This window comes from Ornithinibacillus scapharcae TW25 (genome assembly GCF_000190475.1).
Taxonomy (GTDB): Bacteria; Bacillota; Bacilli; order Bacillales; family Amphibacillaceae; genus Ornithinibacillus; species Ornithinibacillus scapharcae.
In genome coordinates this window covers 62,985-84,844 of sequence record NZ_AEWH01000052.1, presented here as the reverse complement: position 1 = coordinate 84,844, position 21,860 = coordinate 62,985, and the positions used below count along the sequence as shown (strand labels likewise).

Annotated in this window: 17 protein-coding genes; 12 read left to right on the top strand and 5 right to left on the bottom strand. The window is 37.5% G+C overall.

Features of this window, described 5'->3' with window-relative positions:
• Window positions 1-26: 26 nt before the first annotated feature.
• From G5W_RS0114385 to G5W_RS0114370, 4 genes are all read left to right on the top strand, one after another.
• Window positions 27-1,427 (top strand): GntP family permease, encoded by a 1,401-nt coding sequence (locus G5W_RS0114385; protein ID WP_010097734.1) that lies wholly within the window; start codon window positions 27-29, stop codon window positions 1,425-1,427.
• A 237-nt stretch (window positions 1,428-1,664) separates the two neighbouring features.
• A complete protein-coding gene (locus G5W_RS24530; protein ID WP_337445672.1) occupies window positions 1,665-1,766 on the top strand; it encodes a putative holin-like toxin in 102 nt (33 codons plus the stop codon).
• Window positions 1,767-2,006: 240 nt separating this feature from the next.
• Window positions 2,007-3,206: an MFS transporter gene (locus G5W_RS0114375; RefSeq protein WP_010097730.1), complete on the top strand. Its 1,200-nt coding sequence runs from the start codon at window positions 2,007-2,009 to the stop codon at window positions 3,204-3,206.
• Window positions 3,207-3,353: 147 nt separating this feature from the next.
• Window positions 3,354-6,524: a DEAD/DEAH box helicase gene (locus G5W_RS0114370; RefSeq protein ID WP_010097729.1), complete on the top strand. Its 3,171-nt coding sequence runs from the start codon at window positions 3,354-3,356 to the stop codon at window positions 6,522-6,524.
• An 82-nt stretch (window positions 6,525-6,606) separates the two neighbouring features.
• Here the strand turns inward: G5W_RS0114370 and G5W_RS0114365 are convergent, their stop codons facing one another.
• Together G5W_RS0114365 and G5W_RS0114360 are read right to left on the bottom strand one after the other, a co-directional pair.
• Complete coding sequence (locus G5W_RS0114365) at window positions 6,607-7,899, bottom strand: hypothetical protein (RefSeq protein WP_010097728.1); 1,293 nt, start codon at window positions 7,897-7,899, stop codon at window positions 6,607-6,609.
• Window positions 7,900-8,117: 218 nt separating this feature from the next.
• A complete protein-coding gene (locus G5W_RS0114360; RefSeq protein WP_010097727.1) occupies window positions 8,118-9,737 on the bottom strand; it encodes a long-chain fatty acid--CoA ligase in 1,620 nt (539 codons plus the stop codon).
• Window positions 9,738-9,946: 209 nt separating this feature from the next.
• Between G5W_RS0114360 and G5W_RS0114355 the strand changes: the two genes are divergently transcribed.
• The 7 genes from G5W_RS0114355 to G5W_RS0114325 all read left to right on the top strand — a co-directional run bounded on the left by G5W_RS0114355 (window position 9,947) and on the right by G5W_RS0114325 (window position 17,377).
• Entirely contained in the window at window positions 9,947-10,894 is a 948-nt protein-coding gene (locus G5W_RS0114355; RefSeq protein ID WP_010097726.1) for a TAXI family TRAP transporter solute-binding subunit, read from the top strand.
• Between the two features lie 235 nt (window positions 10,895-11,129).
• On the top strand, window positions 11,130-11,522 hold the full coding sequence (locus G5W_RS0114350; protein WP_010097724.1) for a DUF1850 domain-containing protein: 393 nt from the start codon (window positions 11,130-11,132) through the stop codon (window positions 11,520-11,522).
• Window positions 11,515-13,524, top strand: coding sequence for a TRAP transporter permease (locus G5W_RS0114345; RefSeq protein ID WP_010097723.1), 2,010 nt, complete (start codon window positions 11,515-11,517; stop codon window positions 13,522-13,524). The genes G5W_RS0114350 and G5W_RS0114345 overlap by 8 nt, the downstream gene beginning before the upstream one ends.
• 150 nt (window positions 13,525-13,674) lie before the next feature.
• A complete protein-coding gene (locus tag G5W_RS0114340) occupies window positions 13,675-15,024 on the top strand; it encodes an MATE family efflux transporter (RefSeq protein ID WP_010097721.1) in 1,350 nt (449 codons plus the stop codon).
• A gap of 126 nt (window positions 15,025-15,150) precedes the next feature.
• On the top strand, window positions 15,151-15,750 hold the full coding sequence (locus G5W_RS0114335; protein WP_010097719.1) for a lysozyme family protein: 600 nt from the start codon (window positions 15,151-15,153) through the stop codon (window positions 15,748-15,750).
• A 64-nt stretch (window positions 15,751-15,814) separates the two neighbouring features.
• A complete protein-coding gene (locus G5W_RS0114330) occupies window positions 15,815-16,192 on the top strand; it encodes a RidA family protein (protein ID WP_010097718.1) in 378 nt (125 codons plus the stop codon).
• A 12-nt stretch (window positions 16,193-16,204) separates the two neighbouring features.
• Window positions 16,205-17,377 (top strand): iron-containing alcohol dehydrogenase, encoded by a 1,173-nt coding sequence (locus G5W_RS0114325; protein ID WP_010097716.1) that lies wholly within the window; start codon window positions 16,205-16,207, stop codon window positions 17,375-17,377.
• Window positions 17,378-17,687: 310 nt separating this feature from the next.
• Here the strand turns inward: G5W_RS0114325 and G5W_RS0114320 are convergent, their stop codons facing one another.
• The 3 genes from G5W_RS0114320 to G5W_RS0114310 form a co-directional block, all read right to left on the bottom strand.
• Entirely contained in the window at window positions 17,688-17,933 is a 246-nt protein-coding gene (locus G5W_RS0114320) for a YuzB family protein (RefSeq protein WP_010097714.1), read from the bottom strand.
• A 73-nt stretch (window positions 17,934-18,006) separates the two neighbouring features.
• Entirely contained in the window at window positions 18,007-19,371 is a 1,365-nt protein-coding gene (locus tag G5W_RS0114315; RefSeq protein WP_010097712.1) for an MATE family efflux transporter, read from the bottom strand.
• Between the two features lie 102 nt (window positions 19,372-19,473).
• The gene (locus G5W_RS0114310) at window positions 19,474-20,667 is read right to left on the bottom strand and encodes an MFS transporter (RefSeq protein ID WP_033445705.1); all 1,194 of its coding nucleotides are present in this window, start codon (window positions 20,665-20,667) and stop codon (window positions 19,474-19,476) included.
• Window positions 20,668-20,896: 229 nt separating this feature from the next.
• On the opposite strand from G5W_RS0114310, the gene G5W_RS0114305 reads away from it, so the two are divergent.
• Window positions 20,897-21,805, top strand: coding sequence for a DUF1002 domain-containing protein (locus G5W_RS0114305; RefSeq protein WP_010097708.1), 909 nt, complete (start codon window positions 20,897-20,899; stop codon window positions 21,803-21,805).
• Window positions 21,806-21,860 lie beyond the last annotated feature (55 nt).

The following is a 21,860-nucleotide window of genomic DNA, read 5'->3' as shown; positions in this document are numbered from 1 at the left end:
TGTTTACATTTAAAGGGGGAGAAAACATGGAAGCATCAGGAACACAAATGATTATCGGGTTAGTCTTAGGTATTGCACTATTAATATTCTTCGTATTAAAAACAAAGATCCATGCATTTGTTGCTCTACTAATAGCGGCATCTATTACAGGTATCGTCGGGGGAATGAATCCAACAGATGTTGTTGGTGCCATTACTGGCGGATTTGGAAGTACTTTAGGATCAATAGGTATCATCATAGGATTAGGCGTTATGATGGGGCGTATACTGGAAGTATCAGGTGCTGCCGAAAAACTCGCCTATACACTAGTGAAAAAATTAGGAAAGAAAAAAGAAGAATGGGCAATGGCAGTAGCAGGTTATATTGTAGCGATTCCAATATTCGTAGACTCTGCTTTTGTTATCTTACAACCATTAGTTAAAGCGCTATCAAGAAAAACTGGAAAATCTGTTGTTGGATTGGGTGTTGCGTTAGCTGTTGGTTTAGCTGCCACACACCATGCAGTACCACCAACTCCAGGACCACTTGGAGTAGCGGGAATCTTTGGCGCAGATGTCGGTCTTATGGTGATTGCGGGATTAATATTCTCTATTCCAATCATCATTGTAGGAGTATTGTATGCAAAATGGATCGGGAAGAAGATTAACCAAGTTCCAGAAGAGAATGGCGACGGATTTGTTCGTCTAGATGAAGCGCAAGTTTATAAAGAATTCTTAGATGCAGTAGATGAGAGAGAGAAGAACTTACCTTCATTTGCGAAGTCAATTTTACCAATCATCATTCCAATACTACTAATTTTCTTAAATACAACTTTAGGTGCATTGGATAGTTCAGGTGTAATATCAATAAATGAGACAGTTTTATCCTATATCACATTCTTCGGTAATCCGATTATTTCAGTTTCAATAGGATTAATCGTAGCTATTTACACATTGGCAAATCACTTACGCCAATCTGAAGCGCTAGATCGTATGGAAGAGGGCATTCAAACTGCAGGAATAATCCTATTAGTTACAGGTGCCGGTGGAGCATTAGGAAACGTACTTCGAGTAAGTGGTACAGGTGATTTTATCGCTGAGCAAATAGCAACATGGTCAATCCCGGCTATACTAGTACCGTTCTTGATTGCGACACTAGTTCGACTTGTACAAGGAAGTGGAACAGTTGCCATGATCACAGCTGCATCTATCTCGGCGCCAATTATTGCAACATTAGATGTAAACCTAGTACTAGCTGCACAAGCTGCTGCATTAGGAGCAATGATATTCTCTTACTTCAATGACAGCTTGTTCTGGGTAGTAAATAGAATGCTTGGAATTAAGAATGTAAAAGAACAGATATTAGTATGGTCTGTACCAACAACAATTGCATGGGCAGTTTCTCTTGTAATGTTAGTTCTTGCAGACTTTGTAATCGGAATGTTTTAAATGAATCTCCCGAGTTTTATACTCGGGAGATTTTTTGTTTGAAATGGTTTGAAGGATGAATAGCTATAGTTTGAAGAATTTCGCTAAAGTTTCCCCAATCCTAGCTAAAGATTATGTCAACCAAAGGGAAATAACCAAAAACACGAATGTACGTTCGTGTTTTTGGTTAGACTATGCTATAATCAAGGACAAGATAAAGTTCCCGATGGGTGGTAGTGAAAAAATAAGTTGGGGGTGATGCCACTGAGGATTTACGAAGTCATGATGGTGCTTGGGAATTTTGGTACGTTACTGTTATCGCTACTTGCGCTAGTCATCTCAATGATTAATAAAAATTAAATAGACCCAACCTAAAAGGAGGGTCCATTTGATTCGTTGAATGCAGAACCCAAGAGGGAACCGCTTATCAAGAGTCCAGTTGCAGCTGGGCTCTTTTTTCTCTTTACAGTATACCATAAGTCATCCCTGTTTAAAGGGTTATAGGACAAACTTCATGGAAATTAATCCCTATACCCCATTCCAATTCGTTGGGGACTCCTGTATAATATGTTTCGAGTATCGAAAGAAAGGGGAACTACAATGGGCGCACATGCTGAAGTAAAACATTATGAAGAAACACAAGAAAAAATTTGGACGCGAGACTTTATTTTAATATGTCTGGCTAATTTTTTTATATTTTTTGGATTTCAAATGACTCTACCTACACTTCCGCTATTTGTAAAGGAGTTAGGGGGAAGTGATCAATTAATCGGAGTTATTGTGGGGATATTTACTTTTTCCGCTCTAATCTTTAGGCCATATGCTGGCCATGCACTGGAAACTAGAGGTAGACAGTTCGTGTATATGGTCGGATTAGGTATATTTGTTGTTTCAATTGGTTCTTTTGCTTTTGCTGCAAGCATCGCTTTTCTTTTAATTATGAGGGTTGTCCAAGGTGTAGGTTGGGGGCTATCAACAACAGCTACTGGAACCATTGCAACAGATATCATTCCAGCCAATCGTCGCGGGGAAGGCTTAGGTTACTTTGGACTATCAGGTAATATCGCACTTGCATTTGGACCAGGGCTAGGTTTAGCTTTAGTTGGGAAAATTTCCTTTACTACTTTATTTTTGATTTGTGCAGCGCTTGGATTTGTCGCTTTCCTTCTTTCTTCTAAGGTTCGGTATAAAAAGGTGGAACAGACAACAGAAAAAGTAGTGGCACCTAGATTTGATATTTTTGAAAAAACAGCTATCCCACCGTCTATTCTATTATTGTTTATTACCTTTACGTTTGGAGGTATTGCAACATTTTTACCATTACATGCCATAGAACGTGGAGTAGAGGGGATAGAAGCCTATTTTCTAATTTATGCGGCATTTCTATTTATCTCTAGAACGTTTGCAGGGAAAATTTATGATAAAAAAGGGCACTTATTTGTATTTTTACCAGGAACCGTTATGATCCTTATCGCGATGATTCTATTAGCTTGGTTACCTAGTACATCCATATTACTAGTTGCGGCAGGCTTGTATGGATTTGGGTTTGGTAGTGTTCAGCCGGCATTACAAGCATGGGCGGTTGAAAGTGCTGCTGCCAATCGAAAGGGAATGGCAAACGCAACCTTCTTTTCCTTTTTTGATTTAGGTATTGGTATCGGTGCACTACTATTTGGTCAAATTGCATTTCTATTTAATTATGGAACGATTTATGCTGTTGGTGCTGCATCTATTTTGGTTTCGATGATTATTTACGTCTTTTTAGTCATTAGAGCAAAGAAGATGGCGGCTGTAAGCTAAAAGAAGCAATCGATTTAGATTGCTTCTTTTTTAATAGGTATATTCTAGCAATTATTTTCCAATCCTAGTAGACACGAAGGTTTAAAATTAAGTGAATCTCTTATACAATAAAGAAAAAGTGTTTTGTTAAAGGTAGGTTAATAGGATTTGAAAAAATTAAGTGATATAAATATCCAAAGGCTCTTCCCATCCTTAATTTATAAACGTGGTTTGGAATATTATAACCGTGGGCAAGTGAAAGATTTAGGATATGACATAAACTACAATGTGTGGACTGCAACCGTTCAAGGTTCAGAAGATTACTTTGTTGAAATTAATATGAAAGATTTAGAAAAGGGATCAATTGACACGTATTGTGATTGTCCAGCTTTTGCGTCTTATAGTTCCTGTAAACATATCGTCGCTACACTTATCGGAATTGTAAATCGAGAGAAACCAGACTCAAAGCCGGTAGCTAATTACGATTATGAGATGACAAGTCGGTTTATCAGAGCAGTTAGCAATATAGGACAACCGTCAGATATTACCGACATTCTCCCAGAAAAAGAACAATTACACGTGGAATATATTATAAAATGGTCTTACGATAAGAATCTGCTAATTGAATTAAAAGCTGGTACCAAACGAGACTATGTGGTGAAAGATGCGCATCAGTTTGTGAAGGATGTAATAGAAGGGAATGAACACTTTTTTACGAAGTTGTTCTCTTACTCGCCAAGTCAGCATTATATATTGCCAGAGGATGAAGAAATCATTGAGATATTGGGAACCATACAAAAAAATGAGAAAATCTATGATGGATATCACGTATACCATTATCGAGGAAATGTTCATGAAAAAAGATCCATTATTATTCCACCATTAGTTGCAGAAAACTTGATTGAAAAGTTAATACTCAGGGATACTTCTGTAGAAGGGAATTCCAAATCCTATTCCAATCCGGTGATGGAAAAAGGGAACCTACCATTTCACTTTGCACTTAATAAGAATGACCGGAATGATTTATTGTTAACCATGCATGAGGTGGAAGATAGTGTTTACTTTAAAAACTATGAAATTCTATTTCATAATGGAATATTTTATTTTCCCCGCAAAGAACAGATTCCAGTATTAGAGCTTGTTAGCCAATTTGGAAAGCTAGAAAAAGAGCTTCCTATTTCAAAAAAACAAGCAGATGCATTTTTGTCGGAAGTTTTACCTTCACTGAAGAAGGTTGGGGAAGTAGAAATTTCTGAAAAGGTTTCATCAGAGATTATCCAGTTTCCATTAAGAGCGAAGTTATATCTTGAAGCAAAAGAGGATTGGATAACGGGCCGATTAGAGTATCATTACGGGGAGCATAAAATTAATCCATTTAGCGGTCGAGAGGAACATGACGTTATCATCATTAGGGATGTTGATAAAGAGAAGCAAATTATGCAACTCATCGAGCATGCTAACTTCCACTATAATGGAAGAGATTTATTTATTGATGCTGATGAGGATGAATTGTATGAGTTCCTTTACAAAGTATTACCAATCCTTGATGAATATGTCGAATTGTTCTTAACATCTGAAGTCCGTAGCTTCATTATAGAGAATGAACCTATTCCGAGAACTAGTGTTAGAATGGAGAACTCTACTAATTTACTTGAAATCGGGTTTGATATGGAAGGCGTAGATGATACGGAAGTTGCTAAGATACTGGATGCGGTAATTGAGAAGAAGCGTTATTATCGGTTACAAAGTGGAGAAATGCTTTCCCTTGAGGGGGATGAGTTCATTTCCATCCAAAACTTCTTCCGAGATATGGACATAAGAAAAAGTGATGTTCAAGATGGTAAAATCCAAATGCCTGTTTATCGTGGATCACAAATAGATGAATTGATAGACACGAAGAAAAGCTATGACCCTGCATTTAAGGAATTATTACATCGGTTAAAGGAGCCAGAAGAACAACATTTCGAGCTTCCTGAAAATTTAAATGCGACATTAAGGTCTTATCAAATGACGGGCTATCAATGGTTTAAATCATTGAGCCATTATCATCTTGGCGGTATTCTTGCAGATGATATGGGACTAGGTAAAACATTACAGAGCATTGCCTACTTAGCCTCCGAACTTGGGGTGCATCCACATTTAATTGTTGTCCCATCATCAGTAGTTTATAACTGGAAAAATGAATTGGAGAAGTTCACTCCGTTCCTAAAGGTTGCCATTATGACGGGAGCACCTCAAGAACGACAAGAAAGAATTGCGACTCAAAAGGACGCGAATGTATGGATTACATCCTATGCGACTTTAAGGCAAGATATCGAGCTTTATCGTGAATTATCTTTTCAAACGTTAATCTTGGATGAAGCGCAATTCATTAAAAATTACGCAACAAAAACTTCGAGAGCAATTCGTGAAATTAGAGCTAGTAGACGCTTTGCTTTAAGTGGTACACCAATCGAAAATTCTATTGATGAGCTGTGGGCTATTTTTCAGGTGGTATTACCTGGGTTAATGCCGAATCAAAAAACATTTAAGCAGATGTCTTATGAAAAGATTGCATCTATTACCAAGCCCTTTATTTTAAGACGTCTAAAAAAGGACGTACTAAAAGAGCTGCCAGAAAAGATTGAATCTGTAAGTGTTGCAGAGCTAACGAATCACCAAAAAGAATTATATATCGGTTACTTAAGACAACTACAACAGGAAGCAGCACAATCCATTAAGGAAAGTGGCTTTCAGCAAAATCGTATGAAAATCTTAGCTGGCTTAACAAGGTTAAGACAAATCTGTTGTCATCCATCTTTGTTTATTGAAAACTACGAAGGTAAGTCCGGAAAGCTAGATTTACTGATGGAAACCATTGAAAATGCAATGGTAAATGGAAAGAGAATGTTGATTTTTTCACAGTTTACTAGCATGCATGAATTAATTATCGGAAAATTAGCGGAGGCTGGTATAGACTACTTTTACTTAAGTGGTCAAACACCTTCAAGTGAAAGAGTGGAAATGAGTGAACGCTTTAACAATGGAGAAAAAAGTGTATTCCTCATCTCGTTAAAAGCTGGTGGAACAGGTTTGAATTTAACTGGAGCTGACACAGTCATATTGTATGACCTATGGTGGAATCCAGCGGTTGAAGATCAGGCAACTGGCCGTGCTCATCGTTTTGGGCAAAAAAATGTGGTACAGGTGATTCGACTAATCACTGAAGGAACAATCGAAGAGAAGATATTTGAATTACAGCAGAAGAAACGAGAACTAATCGATAAAGTAATACAACCAGGTGAGACAATGCTGTCTAGTCTCAGTGAAGAAGATGTTCGAGAACTGTTAAGTATATAGGAAGAAAGGTGCCAACGGAAGGACCGCTATCTAGCGATAATGGACTCATCCCTGTGGCACCTTTTTATGACTCTGAACTTTATTAGATATTAATTTGAAACAGCTTTCGCGGTCTTCCTTTTACATAAGGTTTTTCTTCACCAACTACTTTAATAACATTACCAGTTAATAATTTATTGACCGTACGCTCGGCACTTCTTTTGGTAACCCGATAATAATTGGCGATATCGTTTGATGAAAAGGGCTCATTATTTCTTAGCTGCACAAAATCAATGAAGTTGTATGATAATTCATTATTTAACTTTGCTTTGTGAATAAGGGCTTGGTATAGACGAGATGTATCGAAATGCTTTTTAACACCTAATGGACCAATCGTTTCCTGACGATCATTTACAATATAGCAACTACTATAATCATTCTGCTGACAAGCATCTAAAGCAAGTTTTGCATGATCTTCAGCTTGCTTAGCGGTTAATCCTAAACCAAATCCGATATCAATTGGGCTTTCCAAAGCATTTTCTATTTCCTTGATAAGAGGGAAGTCTCTATAATGATTTGTAATGTGATCTAATACTCCCCTTGTACCAAAAATAACATATTGATTCTCATTATTTGTTAAAACGGAAGCGTAGGTTTTATGACCGAACTTAAGTAAAATCTGGTATAGCTTAGTCTGTAATTCCTTTGTATTGTTCTCGCCTTCTTTTGCCTGTAGTTCATCAAAATCCTTGATTCGAACATATCCAGCAACAATTTGTGCACTTTTACTCATGTTTAGAACGGCAATAGACCTACATTCTTCAATAGCTTTGTCTAGATTTCGTTTTGGAGTTACCATTTTATAGGTCGGAACTCCTTTCGTAATGAGGCTACGCTCCACTTCATGTAATGAAGTTAAGACATAATCTATCTTCCCCTCATTCCATAACTGATAATGATATGCTGTTATCCTCTCTATATCGATTTCATTATCAGACTTATAGCTGTATGTATAAATACAGTCACCAGATAAGCCTAATTCCGCAAGAACCTCACTTACATGGTTATCGTCTAGAGCATCGATGGATAGACGATCTAATTGTTTCTGATGTTTATTCTTTAGATGGTAAAAGGAAGTTAGGATCATATATTCATCAACCGCAACCTGAACAATAGGCAGACGCTTTTTCTTGATTTTACTTTTTGCATGTAAATAAGATAGGCTCTCTAAAAATAAATAGACATCACACATAAATGCTTTATCAATCAATTCATTTACCTCACTTGCTTTATGATAAATGAATGGAATTGTCTCAATGTCATGGTGATGTCTCATGTATCGCTCAAATCGCTCGACTAAGGTATCCCTGCCAAAGACGGCAATTTTGATTTTCACCGATATCCCCCCTATAATAACAATGTATAAAATAAATTATGGAAAATTCCGATAATTAATAGTAGAGTTTATGTATATTTAACGACCGATTACGGCAACGTTAAATTTATCTCAGTCTAATGAATTTTCTTAATATTGTCAAGTTACTGTATGATTTTAAGCGCTATGGTAACTTTCCAGCAGGAATTGGGGCTGAACACAACTCCTGCCAGCATATTCTATTCCTGTGGACTATACCTTGCTTTCACTTGTTCGCGTAGTTCTCTTTTTAAAAACTTACCAACAGAAGATTTTGGAATATCTTCAAAGAATAGGATATCGTCTGGTAACCACCACTTTGGAAATTGAGGGGAGAGAAACTCTAAGATAGTCTCTTTTGTAATGGTTGTATCAATCCCTTCGTGTAATACAACACAAGCAATTGGTCTTTCTTGCCATTTGTCATCCGGAATTGCTACGACACACGCTTCAAAAACTGCATCATGCGCCATGATAGCGTTTTCAATTTCGACGGATGAGATCCATTCACCACCACTTTTAATTAAGTCCTTAGTCCGATCTACAATTTTTATTGTACCTTCTTCATCAACTGTGACAACATCACCTGTATGAAACCATCCATCTATAAAAGCGTCATTACTACGAGTATCCCTATAGTACTCATCTGCAATCCAAGGACCTTTTAGTAATAATTCCCCCATTTCTTTGCCATTCCATTCTACTTCTCCTTTTTCACCAACGACCTTCATCTGTAGTCCGGGTACAAGAATACCTTGTCGTGACCGTTCTTGGAACCTTTCTTCTTTAGATAAATCCTGTTGATAGCTCTTTAATCGTGAAATAGTTGCTAATGGTGTTGTTTCGGTTGCGCCATATGCATGATAAAATGGAATATTATATTTTTCTTCAAATGCTTTAATGAGTCCTAATGGTGCAGCAGAACCGCCACATAATACCGCTCTTAAACTAGATGTATCATAATTTCCTTGGTCTAATTCACGTAACAGTCCAAGCCAGATGGTCGGTACTCCGGCGGTAATGGTTACGTTAAACTTTTCAATAAATTCTGCTAAGCGCTTCGGTGTGAAACGCGGCCCTGGCATAACTTGTGTCGATCCAAACCAAGTGCATGCAAATGGTGTTCCCCATGCATTTACATGAAATTGTGGTACAACTGGCATGGATACGTCAGATTCAGAAATAGCAGCTGTATCAGCTAGTCCGAGGGCAAAGCTGTGTAGTACAATCGCACGATGTGTATAGACAACCCCCTTCGGTTTGCCTGTAGTTGCAGATGTATAACACATCCCCGCGGGTTGATTTTCATCAATATCTTTCGCGAACTCATAAGCTGGGTCACCTGCTGAGAGCAATTCTTCGTAAGAGTAGAGTGGTTGAATGGTTGTTTCGGGAAGTTCAGCCTTATCTGTCATTACAACAAAAGCTTCTACGGTGGTTAAATGTGTGTGAATATGTTCGATTAGAGGTAGGATATCTTCATCAATAAATAGTATCTTGTCTTCTGCATGATTGATGATATAAATAATATCTTCTGGTGACAGTCGAATATTAATCGTATGTAGAACAGAACCCATACCTGGAGCGGCAAAGTAAATTTCTAAATGACGGTGATGGTTCCAAGCAAGTGTTCCAACCCGGTCTCCATTTCTGATGCCGAGTTCATCCATGGCACTCATGAGCCTTCTCGTGCGTTGTCCTATTTCCTTGTAATTCAACCTATGAAGAATGTCATGAGTCTGTGAGATTATTTCTTTCTTTGGAAAAAACTTTTCAGCGTGTTCCAAGAGGGAACCAACCGATAATGGTACCTGCATCATAATATCTCCTCCTTTAATATGATTCAAGATTTAATCTTATAATATCACATTATTTTGATTATTTGTAATAAAATTAATATTCACGATAAATCCCTGCAATACCAGGGATTACAGGGTGTGTAGCGCTTTCAGTTTAAACAATAGTTTGACAATAATGGGCAACTTTCAGTAGAATTAAATCTAGGAATCTATAAAAAGGGGAGATTATAATGAAAAAGAAAAAGTTATTTCTTACATCCGCAATCCTTCTAGTACTTTCATTAGCACTAGCAGCTTGTGGCGGAGGGAAGCAATTAACAATGCTAACTGGTGGTACCGGTGGTACTTACTACCCATTAGGTGGGGAATTAGCCACTATTATTTCAGATAACACAGAAATGGAAGTTTCTGCGTCTGCTTCTAACGCCTCTGCAGACAATATTGCTGATCTTGCAGCTGATGAAGCTGATATTGCATTCACGCAAACCGATGTTATGGCAAATGCTGTAGAAGGAATTAATTCTTTCAAAGAGCCTGTAGATAATGTATTAGCAATCGGTTCTTTATATCCGGAAACTATTCAAATTGTTACGTCAGTTGATTCTGGTATTACCTCTGTTGAGGACCTTGCAGGTAAAAAGGTATCTGTAGGAGCGCCAGGTTCTGGTACGTATGTAAATGCACAACAAATCTTAGAAGCACATGGACTGGATATTGAAGCTGATATTCAAGCTCAAAACTTAGACTTTGATGAATCCACTGGTGGAATTCAAGATGGTAATATTGACGCTGCATTCATCACTGCTGGGACTCCAACTGGTAGTGTGGAAGGACTAAGTGCAACAACTGATATTACGATTGTTCCAATTGCTCAAGATAAAATAGATGCACTTATAGCGGAATTCCCTTATTATGCAGCTGATACAATCACTGCGGGTACTTATACTGGTATTGATGAAGATGTAACAACAGTTGCTGTACTTGCAATGTTAGCGGTTACTGATAGTCTATCGGAAGATGATGTCTATGAAATGACAAAAGCAATCTATGAAAATACTGGTGACATTTCACATGCAAAGGGTAAACTAATTTCAAAAGAAAAAGCTCTTGACGGTATAGGAATTGACTTACATCCAGGAGCAGAAAAATATTTCAAAGAACAAGGTTTATTAGAATAATTTACTACGTGAATATAGAATAGAGTATGGTGGAAAACGCCGGCTTACTGCCTTACAGGCTATATAGCCGGCTTATCCATTTCTAGGTTGTGATTTTTTGCTGAAGTCCTTATCGAAACGATACACAATTGTTTCTCTCTTATTATTAACCCTATCAATCGTACTGTTTTTTCCTTTCCGAACGGCCTTAGTATTTTATAAACAAAATACTAATCATATAGAGGCTTACCTTCCTATGCAAGAAGGAAACTCATTTCAAATTATATTTACACATTCTATTCACCTAACCGACGTAGTCGAAGTATATGATATCTTATCGGATGGATCCATTAGACAAACTGAAATAGTCTTTGAAGAGTATGGAATCGGAATGCCTTCCGATGCTTTGGAAGGTGAAAATCTAGTAATCAAAGATGGAAAAAAACATATCAAAAATATGAACCGGGTCTTCCCGTATATCAATTTGAGGAATGGTAAGGTGGTCCCTAGACATCGTTTAATTTGGGGAGGCCATAATGAGTATATGGTCTGGTTTAAGGATTACTTTGAACCAGGCGCTCGCTTAACAATCAAGATGGATAAACTCTCTCTATGGCAATTATTGAAAGGAGTGAAGATTCATGAGTGAAAATAAAAGAACTGAGCAGCTATCACTAGAAGAACAAGAGGCATTAATGCAGAAATATGATGTGGAATCTAATCATCGTAATGTCACTGGAATTGCGGCGATTATTGTATTTGTTCTTTTAATTGCCTTCTCAGTATTTCAGCTTTATACAGGTGCATTTGGAGTTTTGACGGCATATTTACAACGTACCATCCACTTAGGATTTGCCTTAGTATTAATTTTCCTTTTGTTCCCTGCTAGAAAAAAGGGAGGCAATAATAGAAATAAAATTGCCTGGTATGATTACGGGCTAGCACTATTAGCATTAGTAGTTTGTTTATATTGGCCAGTATTCTATGACTCCATAGTGCAAGAGATTGGTGCGTTAAGCACGATTCAAGTTGTCATCGGTATACTTGCCATTCTACTAGTTTTAGAGGCAACTAGACGTGCGGTAGGATTACCAATTACAATCATAGCTGGTTTGGCATTACTTTATGCTTTGTTTGGACAGTATATGCCGGGGATGCTAGCGCATAGAGGATTGAGTCTTAACCAATTAGCAAATTCGATGTTCTTTACAACAGAAGGTATTTTAGGTACACCACTAAAGGTATCATCAACCTTTATTTTCCTATTTCTATTATTCGGTGCCTTCTTGGTAAAAACAGGTGTCGGAACATACTTTAATGATCTAGCAATTGCAATTGCAGGTAGAAGAACTGGTGGACCTGCAAAAGTAGCAATTTTCTCTAGTGCTTTAAATGGAACGATATCTGGAAGTTCGGTTGCGAATACAGTAACAACTGGTGCGTACACCATTCCCTTAATGAAACGATTAGGATATAAAAAAGAATTCGCTGGTGCGGTAGAAGCAGCTGCATCAACCGGTGGTCAAATAATGCCACCGATTATGGGGGCTGCTGCATTCTTAATGATTGAATTTGCGGGTGTACCATATTGGGAAATCGCAAAAGCTGCTATCATTCCAGCAATCTTGTATTTTTCCGGAATTTGGATTATGACGCATTTAGAGGCGAAAAAGACTGGATTACATGGTCTACCAAAGGAAGAGATTCCTTCTAAAAAGGAAGTATTAAAAAAGATTCATCTATTAATTCCTATATTTGTTATTATTATCCTATTATTCTTAGGGTATAGTATCGAAAGAACAGCACTTCTTGGTATCTTATCTGCGATTATTGTAAGCTTATTCTTAAAAGAAACAAGGATTACTCCAAGAAAGTTTGTTGACGCGTTAACATCAGGTGCCAAAACAGCATTAGGTGTAGCGGCAGCAACTGCGTGTGCGGGTATCATTGTTGGGGTTGTAACGAAGACTGGATTAGGACTTAAGCTTGGAAATGGATTAGTAGATATCGCTGGTGCATTAACAGATTCTATTAATGTTCAGTTGTTGTTAACTTTATTCTTTACGATGATTGCTTCTATCATCTTAGGAATGGGTTCACCAACAACCGCTAATTATATCATTACATCAACCATCGCATTACCGGCGATTTTAGCATTGAACTCACAGTTGGATGTTGCGATACCGGTATTAGCTGCTCATATGTTTGTATTTTACTTTGGTATTGTAGCAGATATTACGCCACCAGTTGCTCTAGCTGCCTTTGCTGCTTCGGGAATCTCCGGTGGAGAACCAATTAAAACGGGTATTAATGCCTCTAAGCTCGCCATAGCAGCATTTATTATCCCGTATATGTTCGTACTGAATCCGCAAATGTTAATGATTGATGCAACGTGGTTAAATATTATTTGGATATTAATCACAGCGTTTACAGGGATGATAGCAGTAAGTGCGGGCTTAATAGGATATTGGTATAAAGGGTTAAATAAATTTGAACGAGTACTATCGGTTATCACGGGACTGTTACTCATGTATCCAGAGGGATACTCCGATATGATTGGTTTAGTCATGTTTGTATTGATGATTACCTATCAGTTTTTCATTAAAAAAGGTAAAAATGAAGGGAAAAAGGTTCAGGTAGAAGGGGCATAATAAATAAGGAGTGGGCTTTCAAAAATTGGAGGCCTACCCTTTTTTATTTGTTTTGTAAGAAATGCCCTACGATTAAGGAATGCGAATTTTTCTACCTTTCGTGTTAAAATAATGACAGAAATATTATATTCTACGAAGGGTGTCTTTTTCATGAGGAGTCAGCATGACTTTACGCAAGGGAATATATGGCGGCATTTAATGGTTTTCTCCGGACCGATCATGCTTGCGAATTTACTTCAAACATCATATCAATTAGTCGATAGCCTATGGGTTGGAAACCTTCTTGGGGCAGATGCATTAGGTGCTGTAGCAGTTTCAGGAACCATCATATTTACTGTGCTATCATTTATTATCGGGCTTAATAATGCAGCCTTGACAATTCTTTCTCAGCAAAAGGGTCAGAAGAATAAGGATGGGTTGAAAAGGTATTTAAATGCTTTTGTCGTTCTCCTTTCCGTTATGGCCATAAGCTTAGGGTTAATAGGTTTTATATTTGCAGAAAGTTTTCTTCGCCTGCTAGGAACACCAGAGGAAATACTCCACTTATCCACATCTTATCTACAGATCAATTTTTTAGGGATGCTATTTCTATTTGGCTATAACTTCATAAGTACAGTGCTGCGATCATTAGGGGATAGCAAAACACCTCTTCGATTCGTAACAATCGCGGTGCTGTTAAACTTGGTCTTGGACCCCATCTTCATCTCAACTTTTGATATGGGAGTAGAAGGTGCAGCATATGCAACCATTATTTCTCAAGGCTTTGCCTTTGTTTATGGGATTGTCTATGTATTAAGAAAAAAGCTAGCACCATTTACAATTCCTACATTACCGAGTTGGCAGGAGATTAGATTAATTCTTCATTTAGGAATTCCTTCTGGTTTACAAATGTCAGTGATTTCAGCGGGTTCTGCAGCCATCATGAGTGTTGTTACATCGTTTGGTCCTTTAGTTGTTGGAGGATATGGTGCAGCCCAACGTTTAGATAGCATCATCATGATACCTGCACATGCACTTGCTACAGCTGTTGGAAGTATGGCTGGTCAGAACATTGGTATTAAAAATTGGGAGCGAGTAGGCAAAATTGCGAAATATGGAGTTCTCTATAATTTTGCTGTTATGACACTGATTGGACTTCTAGTCGTGTTATTTGCAGAGCATGCAGTCCGCTTATTTATTCAAGAGGAAGAAGCAGTTGAGTTTGGGGCAACTTACTTACGAATTATCGCTTTATGTTACCCATTCTTGGGGATTAACTTTATTTTAAATGGAGTAGTACGGGCGGCAGGAGCGATGTATGCGGTTTTAATCTTAAATGTCATATCGTTTTGGGTACTTCGATACCCATTAACATTCCTATTCTCGAGTTTGTTTGGGGACATGGGAATTGCGATTGGTATGGGAGTAAGCTTCATCATCAGCAGTGTTTTTGCATTTGCATACTTCAAATTTGGCAAATGGCGCGAAAAGGTATTATTTAGACAACAAAAAAATGAATAGTTATACACAGATTGTGGATTGTTTGAGGATAACCTCAATATTCAGTATTTGTTTTTGACAATGAATACAATATGTTGACAAAATTCTTGTGAGTTCTGTGGATAACTTGTTAAAGAGTGAATTGGTATGAAAAAACAAACAAGACAAGCTTGGAAACAAGCATTATATGTCGTATTTGGTTTAATCATCTTATTTGTCGTAATCTCATACGTAGCGTCGCCAACAGAGGAACAGGATTGGAGCGAATCTGTATTACAATATCAACCACTCGTGGAGAAATATGCAGAGGAAAATGAGATTGCAGGGTATGTGGATATCTTACTTGCAATCATGATGCAAGAATCGGGTGGTAGAGGGAATGATCCGATGCAGGCATCAGAAAGCTTGTGTGGAAGTATAGGTTGTATCGATAATCCAGAGCTCTCTATCAAACAAGGGGTTTCTTATTTCGCCGAAACGTTAAAAGCTTCGGATTATGATATCGAGTTGGCAATTCAATCTTATAACTTTGGAAAAGGGTTTATTTCATACGTAAAGACGCATAGCGGACAGTATTCTCTTGAAACGGCAATAGCATTTTCTAGAGAAATGTATGAAAATGCACCAGATCAGTCAATTTATAGTTGTTTGAGAAAAGAAGCAAAGCAGTATAATGCGTGTTATGGCGATATCTACTATGTTCAATCTGTTATGGGTTATGCAGAACGATTGGAAGAGCCTCAATAATTGTATATCCGGGTATAATAAAGGTATGATTTATTAAGAAACATTATAGAAGGAGGAATTTTTCATGGTAAAAGAAGTGTTTACAGAAAAAGCACCAGCAGCAATCGGTCCATACTCACAAGCAATTGAAGTAGGAAATTTACTATTTGTTTCAGGCCAAATCGGGATTAATCCTGAAACAGGTGAAGTAGTAACTGGAATAGAAGCACAAACGAAGCAGGTAATGGAAAACTTAAAGCATATTATCGATCAGGCAGGTGCCGATTTCAGTCAGGTAGCTAAATTTACTATCTATTTATCTTCTATGGATGATTTCGCAACGATTAATGAGATATACGGGGGCTATTTAACGAAACCTTACCCCGCACGAGCGACTATCGAGGTTAGTCGATTACCCAAAGATGTTCTAGTAGAAATTGATGCAATTGTTGTAAAAGAATAGGGAGGCAAACATATGAATAATTTTACATACTTTAATCCAACAAAATTGATTTTCGGTAAAGGTCAATTAGATGCTCTTCCAGAAGAAGTGAAGCAATATGGGACAAAGGTATTGATGATTTATGGCGGAGGTAGCATTAAACGTAACGGCATCTATGACAATGTTAAAGCGAAATTAAAGGAAATAGATGCGGAAATTTTTGAACTATCTGGAGTGGAACCAAATCCCAGAATCTCAACCGTTCGAAAGGGAGTAGAGATATGTAAAACAGAAGGAATAGACTTTCTTCTTGCGGTTGGTGGCGGTAGTACAATTGATTGTACGAAAGCAATAGCTGTCGGAGCTAAAACCGATGTCGATATGTGGGATATCGTTACGAAAAAAGTAACCGCAACAGAAGCACTTCCATTTGGAACGGTGCTGACTCTTTCTGCAACAGGTTCTGAAATGAACAGTGGATCGGTTATCACAAACTGGGAGACAAATGAAAAACACGGCTGGGGTGCAGCTCCGTATACATACCCTAAGTTCTCTATATTAGATCCGGTACATACTTTCACAGTGCCGAAGGACCAAACAATATACGGAATTGTTGATATGATGTCTCATGTACTGGAGCACTACTTCCATCAGACTTCTAACACTCCAGTTCAGGACCGTTTTTGTGAATCAGTCTTGATTACTGTTATGGAAACAGCTCCTAAGCTTTTAGATGACCTGGAGAATTATGAATTGAGAGAGACAATCATGTTATGTGGAACCTTAGCATTAAATAATATGTTAAACATGGGCTATCAAGGTGACTGGGCTACACATAACCTAGAGCATGCTGTTAGTGCTGTTCATGATATACCACATGGTGGGGGACTCGCTATCCTGTTCCCAAATTGGATGAAACATGTACTAGATGATCAAAATGTATCCCGATTTACACAACTTGCTGTACGTGTATTTGGTGTGAAAACAGAAGGGAAAACGGATCGTGAAGTTGCTCTAGAGGGAATTGAAAAACTTCGTGAGTTTTGGAACAGCATTGGTGCACCGTCTAAACTAGCAGATTACGGGATAGATGAAAGTTCGGTAGAATTAATGGCTGAAAAAACCGTAGTAGCAAGACCGGAATATGGGAACTTTAAGAAATTAAATAAAGCTGACTCTGTAGAGATATTTAGAGCAAGTTTATAAAGAAGATGTTTAAAAGTGGTGGCACGATAATATTATCGTGCCACTTAATATTTGGAAGTGGTAGTGACTATGGGGAGAAGACAGTACGAAGGAAAAGCATAGAGTTCCGCGATAAATAATATGATCTACGCGCAATATCGAAAACTGACTCGATAAAATACGAGTAACGAGAGAATGTGAAAAGTCATGATACGAAGCGTTATTGTCGTGAATTTCACATGTATGCACGACCTTTGTACCTCCCCCAATCGCATTTCCCGACAAAATTATTTCCTAGGCAATATTTATGTCGAAAAAAAGAAGAACTAGCTTATTGGTAAATAGCTAGTTCTTCTCTTATTGCTTCTCGGATTTTATCCAAGCATTCTTCGGGAGACTTTCCGAAAATCCGTCTGTTATTTACAATTGCATAAGGCTTTACTCTACACAACCCGCAAAAAGACAGACAGTCACTTGTTAAGACAGCGACTTCAGGGAATTCCTCTTCTAGAATCGCTTCTATATCTATAGTAGTGATTGTATTACCGTCACATACTTCCACCACGACGATACCCATCTAATATCACTTTCTTTCCATAAAGAATAGGGAATGATTGAATGATATCATTGCCAGTTAGCTAGTTCAATATTCATGCTTCTAACTTTTCTTCTTTCTTTTGAACAAAACTCATGGAGACCCAATTACGTTGTTTCCAGCGTCTTAACATGAGAACTCCTCGTAACCATTCGTCTGCGATAAATCCAATCCAGATTCCAATTAAGCCTAGTTCTAGGAAAATACCAAAGAACCAACTAAACGTAACACTTACACCCCACATAACCATGATACCAATATAAACTGGGAATTTCACATCACCAGCTGCACGTAATGAGCTAATCATGACTAGGTTAAATGCGCGTCCTGGTTCTAGAACAATGGTTAATAATAATAGGAATGTTCCAGCTTCAATAATTGATGGGTTGTCGGTAAATATACCTAAAAACGGTTTAGCTGCTAGATAGACTATGCCTGCAGTTGATAAGGATAATAGGATAGATATCTTCAAGCTCTTTAATGCGCGTTCATAGGCATCTTCAATTTTTCCAGCACCAATCATATGCCCAATTAAAATTTGAGTCCCTTGCCCGATTGCAACAGAAAATAGGAAGATAAACATCATAATATTCTGTGTGTAAACTTTCGTTGTAATCGCTACGGTTCCGAGCTGAGCGACAAAATAGGTGATGACCATTTGGCTGGCGTTATAGGATAATTGTTCACCAGCAGATGGAATACCAATCTTTAATAAACTCTTTATATGGTCCGTATTAAATGAAACGAGATTCTTAAATACTAGTTCTCCTTCACTTCGTTTTATGAGTAAAAATACGAGTGCAATAAATCCAATTAATCTACTGATAGCGGTAGATAATGCAACCCCTTCGACTCCTAAAACTGGAAATCCGAATGGACCAAAGATTACGAAGTAGTTTCCTATCACATTCAGAATGTTCATACCAATTGTTACAACCATCGTATCTTTTGTATGGCCATAACTTCTAAGAATGGCACCAATTGTCATAATTAGAGCCTGAATAAAGATTAGTCCACCAACGATTTGCATATATGCTAAACCTTCTTGCATCAACTCATTCGGTAGATCCATCATCTTCAAGATTGGTTCGGCCCACAACCATAAAACTAAACTAAGTATAATTGAAAAAATAAGGTTCATGCTTAAAGCATTTAATGCTATTTGACCAGCTGTCTTTTGATTATCTGCACCGATATTTTGGGCTATTAAAACTGCTGCACCCTGTGCAACAAAACCAAACATTACAATGACAACTGATAAGATTTGGTTAGCAACCCCAACAGCGGCTACAGCATTATCCGAATACTGGCTTAGCATTAGTGTGTCGGCGTTACCCATAAGCATATGGAGTAATAACTCAATAAATATCGGCCATGTAATAGCAAACAACGTTAATTCTTTTGTCGTGTTTTTCCCCAAGCTGCACACTTCCTTTTTAGTCACGCAATAGGAATAGTTTACAACGGTAAAGCAAAAATAAAAAGCATTTTTTCAAATTATTTAAGTATTTTTATAAGATTATCAAGAGGACAAAGTATGTTCCTTGTTTCCTGCATATTCATGTTTATACCAAGCAAGTAATAAGAATGCCCCACTAAGGATTAATAAACCACTAGTAAAGTAGAAGACAGTGGAAATTCCGTAAAAACCAGCAATTAAACCACCTAATGCTGGGCCAATGATATTCCCTAAAAATCTTAGACTAGTATTATAGCCTAGTACTTCTCCCTGCATGGATAATGGAGCCTCATGTCGGATATAAGCGATACGTAAGGGTATGATACCTCCAATAGATACTCCTAGAAGGAATCGTACGATAACAAGCTGCCATATAGAGTTAACAAATGCTCCTGGCAAGTAAACAATACCAGCCATAAATAATAAAACGATTAGAAATTTGATGTATCCATATTGATCCCCGAGTTTTCCCCATTTTCGAGACATGAGCAGATTTCCCACACCAGCTGCTGAAAAGGCGATACCAGAGAAAAATGCAATATTCGCTGTACCGTGAATTTCTCCAACATATAAAGATAGTATTGGCTGAACACTGAAATGTGCTATTTGCACAAGGGCAGATACTAACATGACTACGAGAAGAATAGGGTGTTTGACAATATGCATTAGAACTTCTTTACGAGTATAAGCTTTGTGTTCTTGGTCTGTAGCATACTCAAACCGTCTCTCATGAACACCAAATAATACAATAAGTGCAGAAAGAATAATCGTTATGGAAACCCATTTAAATGTAGTTGAGAAACCAAATATATCTGCAAGCGCTCCTCCGAGGAGAGGTCCCATAAGTGACCCTGTTATACTACCAGTTTGAAGTGTACCTAGTACTTTCCCAGCAACATTTTTTGGTGTTTGTGTTGCGATGAGGGCCTGAGACATCGGGATAAAGCCTGTGAATACGCCCATCAAAAGTCGTAGGATAAATAATTGCCAAACGTTGGTGGCGAATCCCATTAAAAAAACAGACACGCCAATTCCAAGTGCAAAGAAGATCAATAGCTTTTTTCTTCCGTATTTATCCCCAACTCTTCCCCATATGGGTGAAAAAATAAAAGCTGCAATGAAGGTGACGAGAAACACCCATCCAGCCCAATTTTGAACATAGACATCGGAATAGTTTCCAAACGATCCTATATATAATGATAGGAACGGAATAACCATGGTTGTACTTCCGGCTATAAAGAAGTTAGCAAACCACATAATCACTAAATTACGCTTAACTAAGGAGTCGTCATTACAAATTGTTCTAACCTACTTTCTATAAAATTATTTCGATACTCAAAATATAACGGAAACCGAAATAAATGGAAAGTGTTTATCTTTATCTAGTTAAATAGTGTTATTTTTACGAGATTGGTTATAATCTAATTAATAAGCTAATATTTTAATAGACAAGTATTCTGGAAAAATGAAGAAAAGGGGCTTCTAAATGAATCGATTAAGTAAATTGACAGTGTATATCATGTTGGTTATTAGTGTACTAGTAGCTTTTGTTATGCCAGTCAGCGCTAATGAAGCAATAAATGAAAAATTAGGTGTACCCATCGTTGTGTATGGAGGTAACTTAACAGAAGATCAAAAAGCAAAAACAAAGGAATTATTGGAAGTAAAAGATTCGGACATGGTAGAAGAATACGTCGTAACTGGTGAGGACTTAGATAAATATATTGGGGGGAATCCAAAATCAAGAATGTTCTCTTCCGCAAAGATTACAATGGAAGAGGAAGGGAAAGGATTAAATGTCTCCATTGTAACACCAGAAAATATCACGGAAGTAACTAGTGAGATGTATGCAAATGCATTATTAACTGCTGGAGTTGAAAATGCAACCGTTATTGTCGCTTCCCCTGTGAAAGTTACTGGACACTCTGCCTTAACGGGGATTTACAAGGCATATGATGCTGAAGGGGTAGAGCTTGATAAAGAGCGGATGGAGCTTGCAAATGAGGAACTTACATTAGCAACTGATTTAGTGAAGGATTCGGGACTAACATCTGAACAGGTTAGTGAACTCATTACACAAATTAAGCAGGCTATAGCAGAGCAAAATCCAGCATCTATAGAAGATATTGAAAAGATTGTGAAAGAGCAACTTGATAAACTAGAAATAACTTTAAGTGAAGAAGATCGTCAGCTATTAATCGACTTATTTGATAAGATGAGAAATCTCGATATTGATTTTGGTCAAGTTAAGGAACAATTAAATGATATCGCAACAAAGGTTCAAGATAAGATTGAAGATTTATTAGCCGATGAGGGATTCTGGGATAATATCGGGAACTTTTTTAAGCAGTTGTTTGAAGCAATCGGAAACTTTTTTAAGAATTTATTTGGCTAATATAATGACGTAAAAATTAAGGTTCTAAGGAAAAATTACTTTCGTGTAATGTATC

What these genes read in the sequence shown, in the direction of transcription:
- G5W_RS0114385 (WP_010097734.1), top strand. Translation starts at nt 27, where the DNA reads ATGGAAGCATCAGGAACACAAATGATTATCGGGTTAGTCTTAGGTATT.
- G5W_RS24530 (WP_337445672.1), top strand. Translation starts at nt 1,665, where the DNA reads ATGCCACTGAGGATTTACGAAGTCATGATGGTGCTTGGGAATTTTGGT.
- G5W_RS0114375 (WP_010097730.1), top strand. Translation starts at nt 2,007, where the DNA reads ATGGGCGCACATGCTGAAGTAAAACATTATGAAGAAACACAAGAAAAA.
- G5W_RS0114360 (WP_010097727.1), bottom strand. Translation starts at nt 9,737, where the DNA reads ATGATGCAGGTACCATTATCGGTTGGTTCCCTCTTGGAACACGCTGAA.
- G5W_RS0114355 (WP_010097726.1), top strand. Translation starts at nt 9,947, where the DNA reads ATGAAAAAGAAAAAGTTATTTCTTACATCCGCAATCCTTCTAGTACTT.
- G5W_RS0114350 (WP_010097724.1), top strand. Translation starts at nt 11,130, where the DNA reads ATGCAAGAAGGAAACTCATTTCAAATTATATTTACACATTCTATTCAC.
- G5W_RS0114345 (WP_010097723.1), top strand. Translation starts at nt 11,515, where the DNA reads ATGAGTGAAAATAAAAGAACTGAGCAGCTATCACTAGAAGAACAAGAG.
- G5W_RS0114340 (WP_010097721.1), top strand. Translation starts at nt 13,675, where the DNA reads ATGAGGAGTCAGCATGACTTTACGCAAGGGAATATATGGCGGCATTTA.
- G5W_RS0114335 (WP_010097719.1), top strand. Translation starts at nt 15,151, where the DNA reads ATGAAAAAACAAACAAGACAAGCTTGGAAACAAGCATTATATGTCGTA.
- G5W_RS0114330 (WP_010097718.1), top strand. Translation starts at nt 15,815, where the DNA reads ATGGTAAAAGAAGTGTTTACAGAAAAAGCACCAGCAGCAATCGGTCCA.
- G5W_RS0114325 (WP_010097716.1), top strand. Translation starts at nt 16,205, where the DNA reads ATGAATAATTTTACATACTTTAATCCAACAAAATTGATTTTCGGTAAA.
- G5W_RS0114320 (WP_010097714.1), bottom strand. Translation starts at nt 17,933, where the DNA reads ATGGGTATCGTCGTGGTGGAAGTATGTGACGGTAATACAATCACTACT.
- G5W_RS0114310 (WP_033445705.1), bottom strand. Translation starts at nt 20,667, where the DNA reads ATGTGGTTTGCTAACTTCTTTATAGCCGGAAGTACAACCATGGTTATT.
- G5W_RS0114305 (WP_010097708.1), top strand. Translation starts at nt 20,897, where the DNA reads ATGAATCGATTAAGTAAATTGACAGTGTATATCATGTTGGTTATTAGT.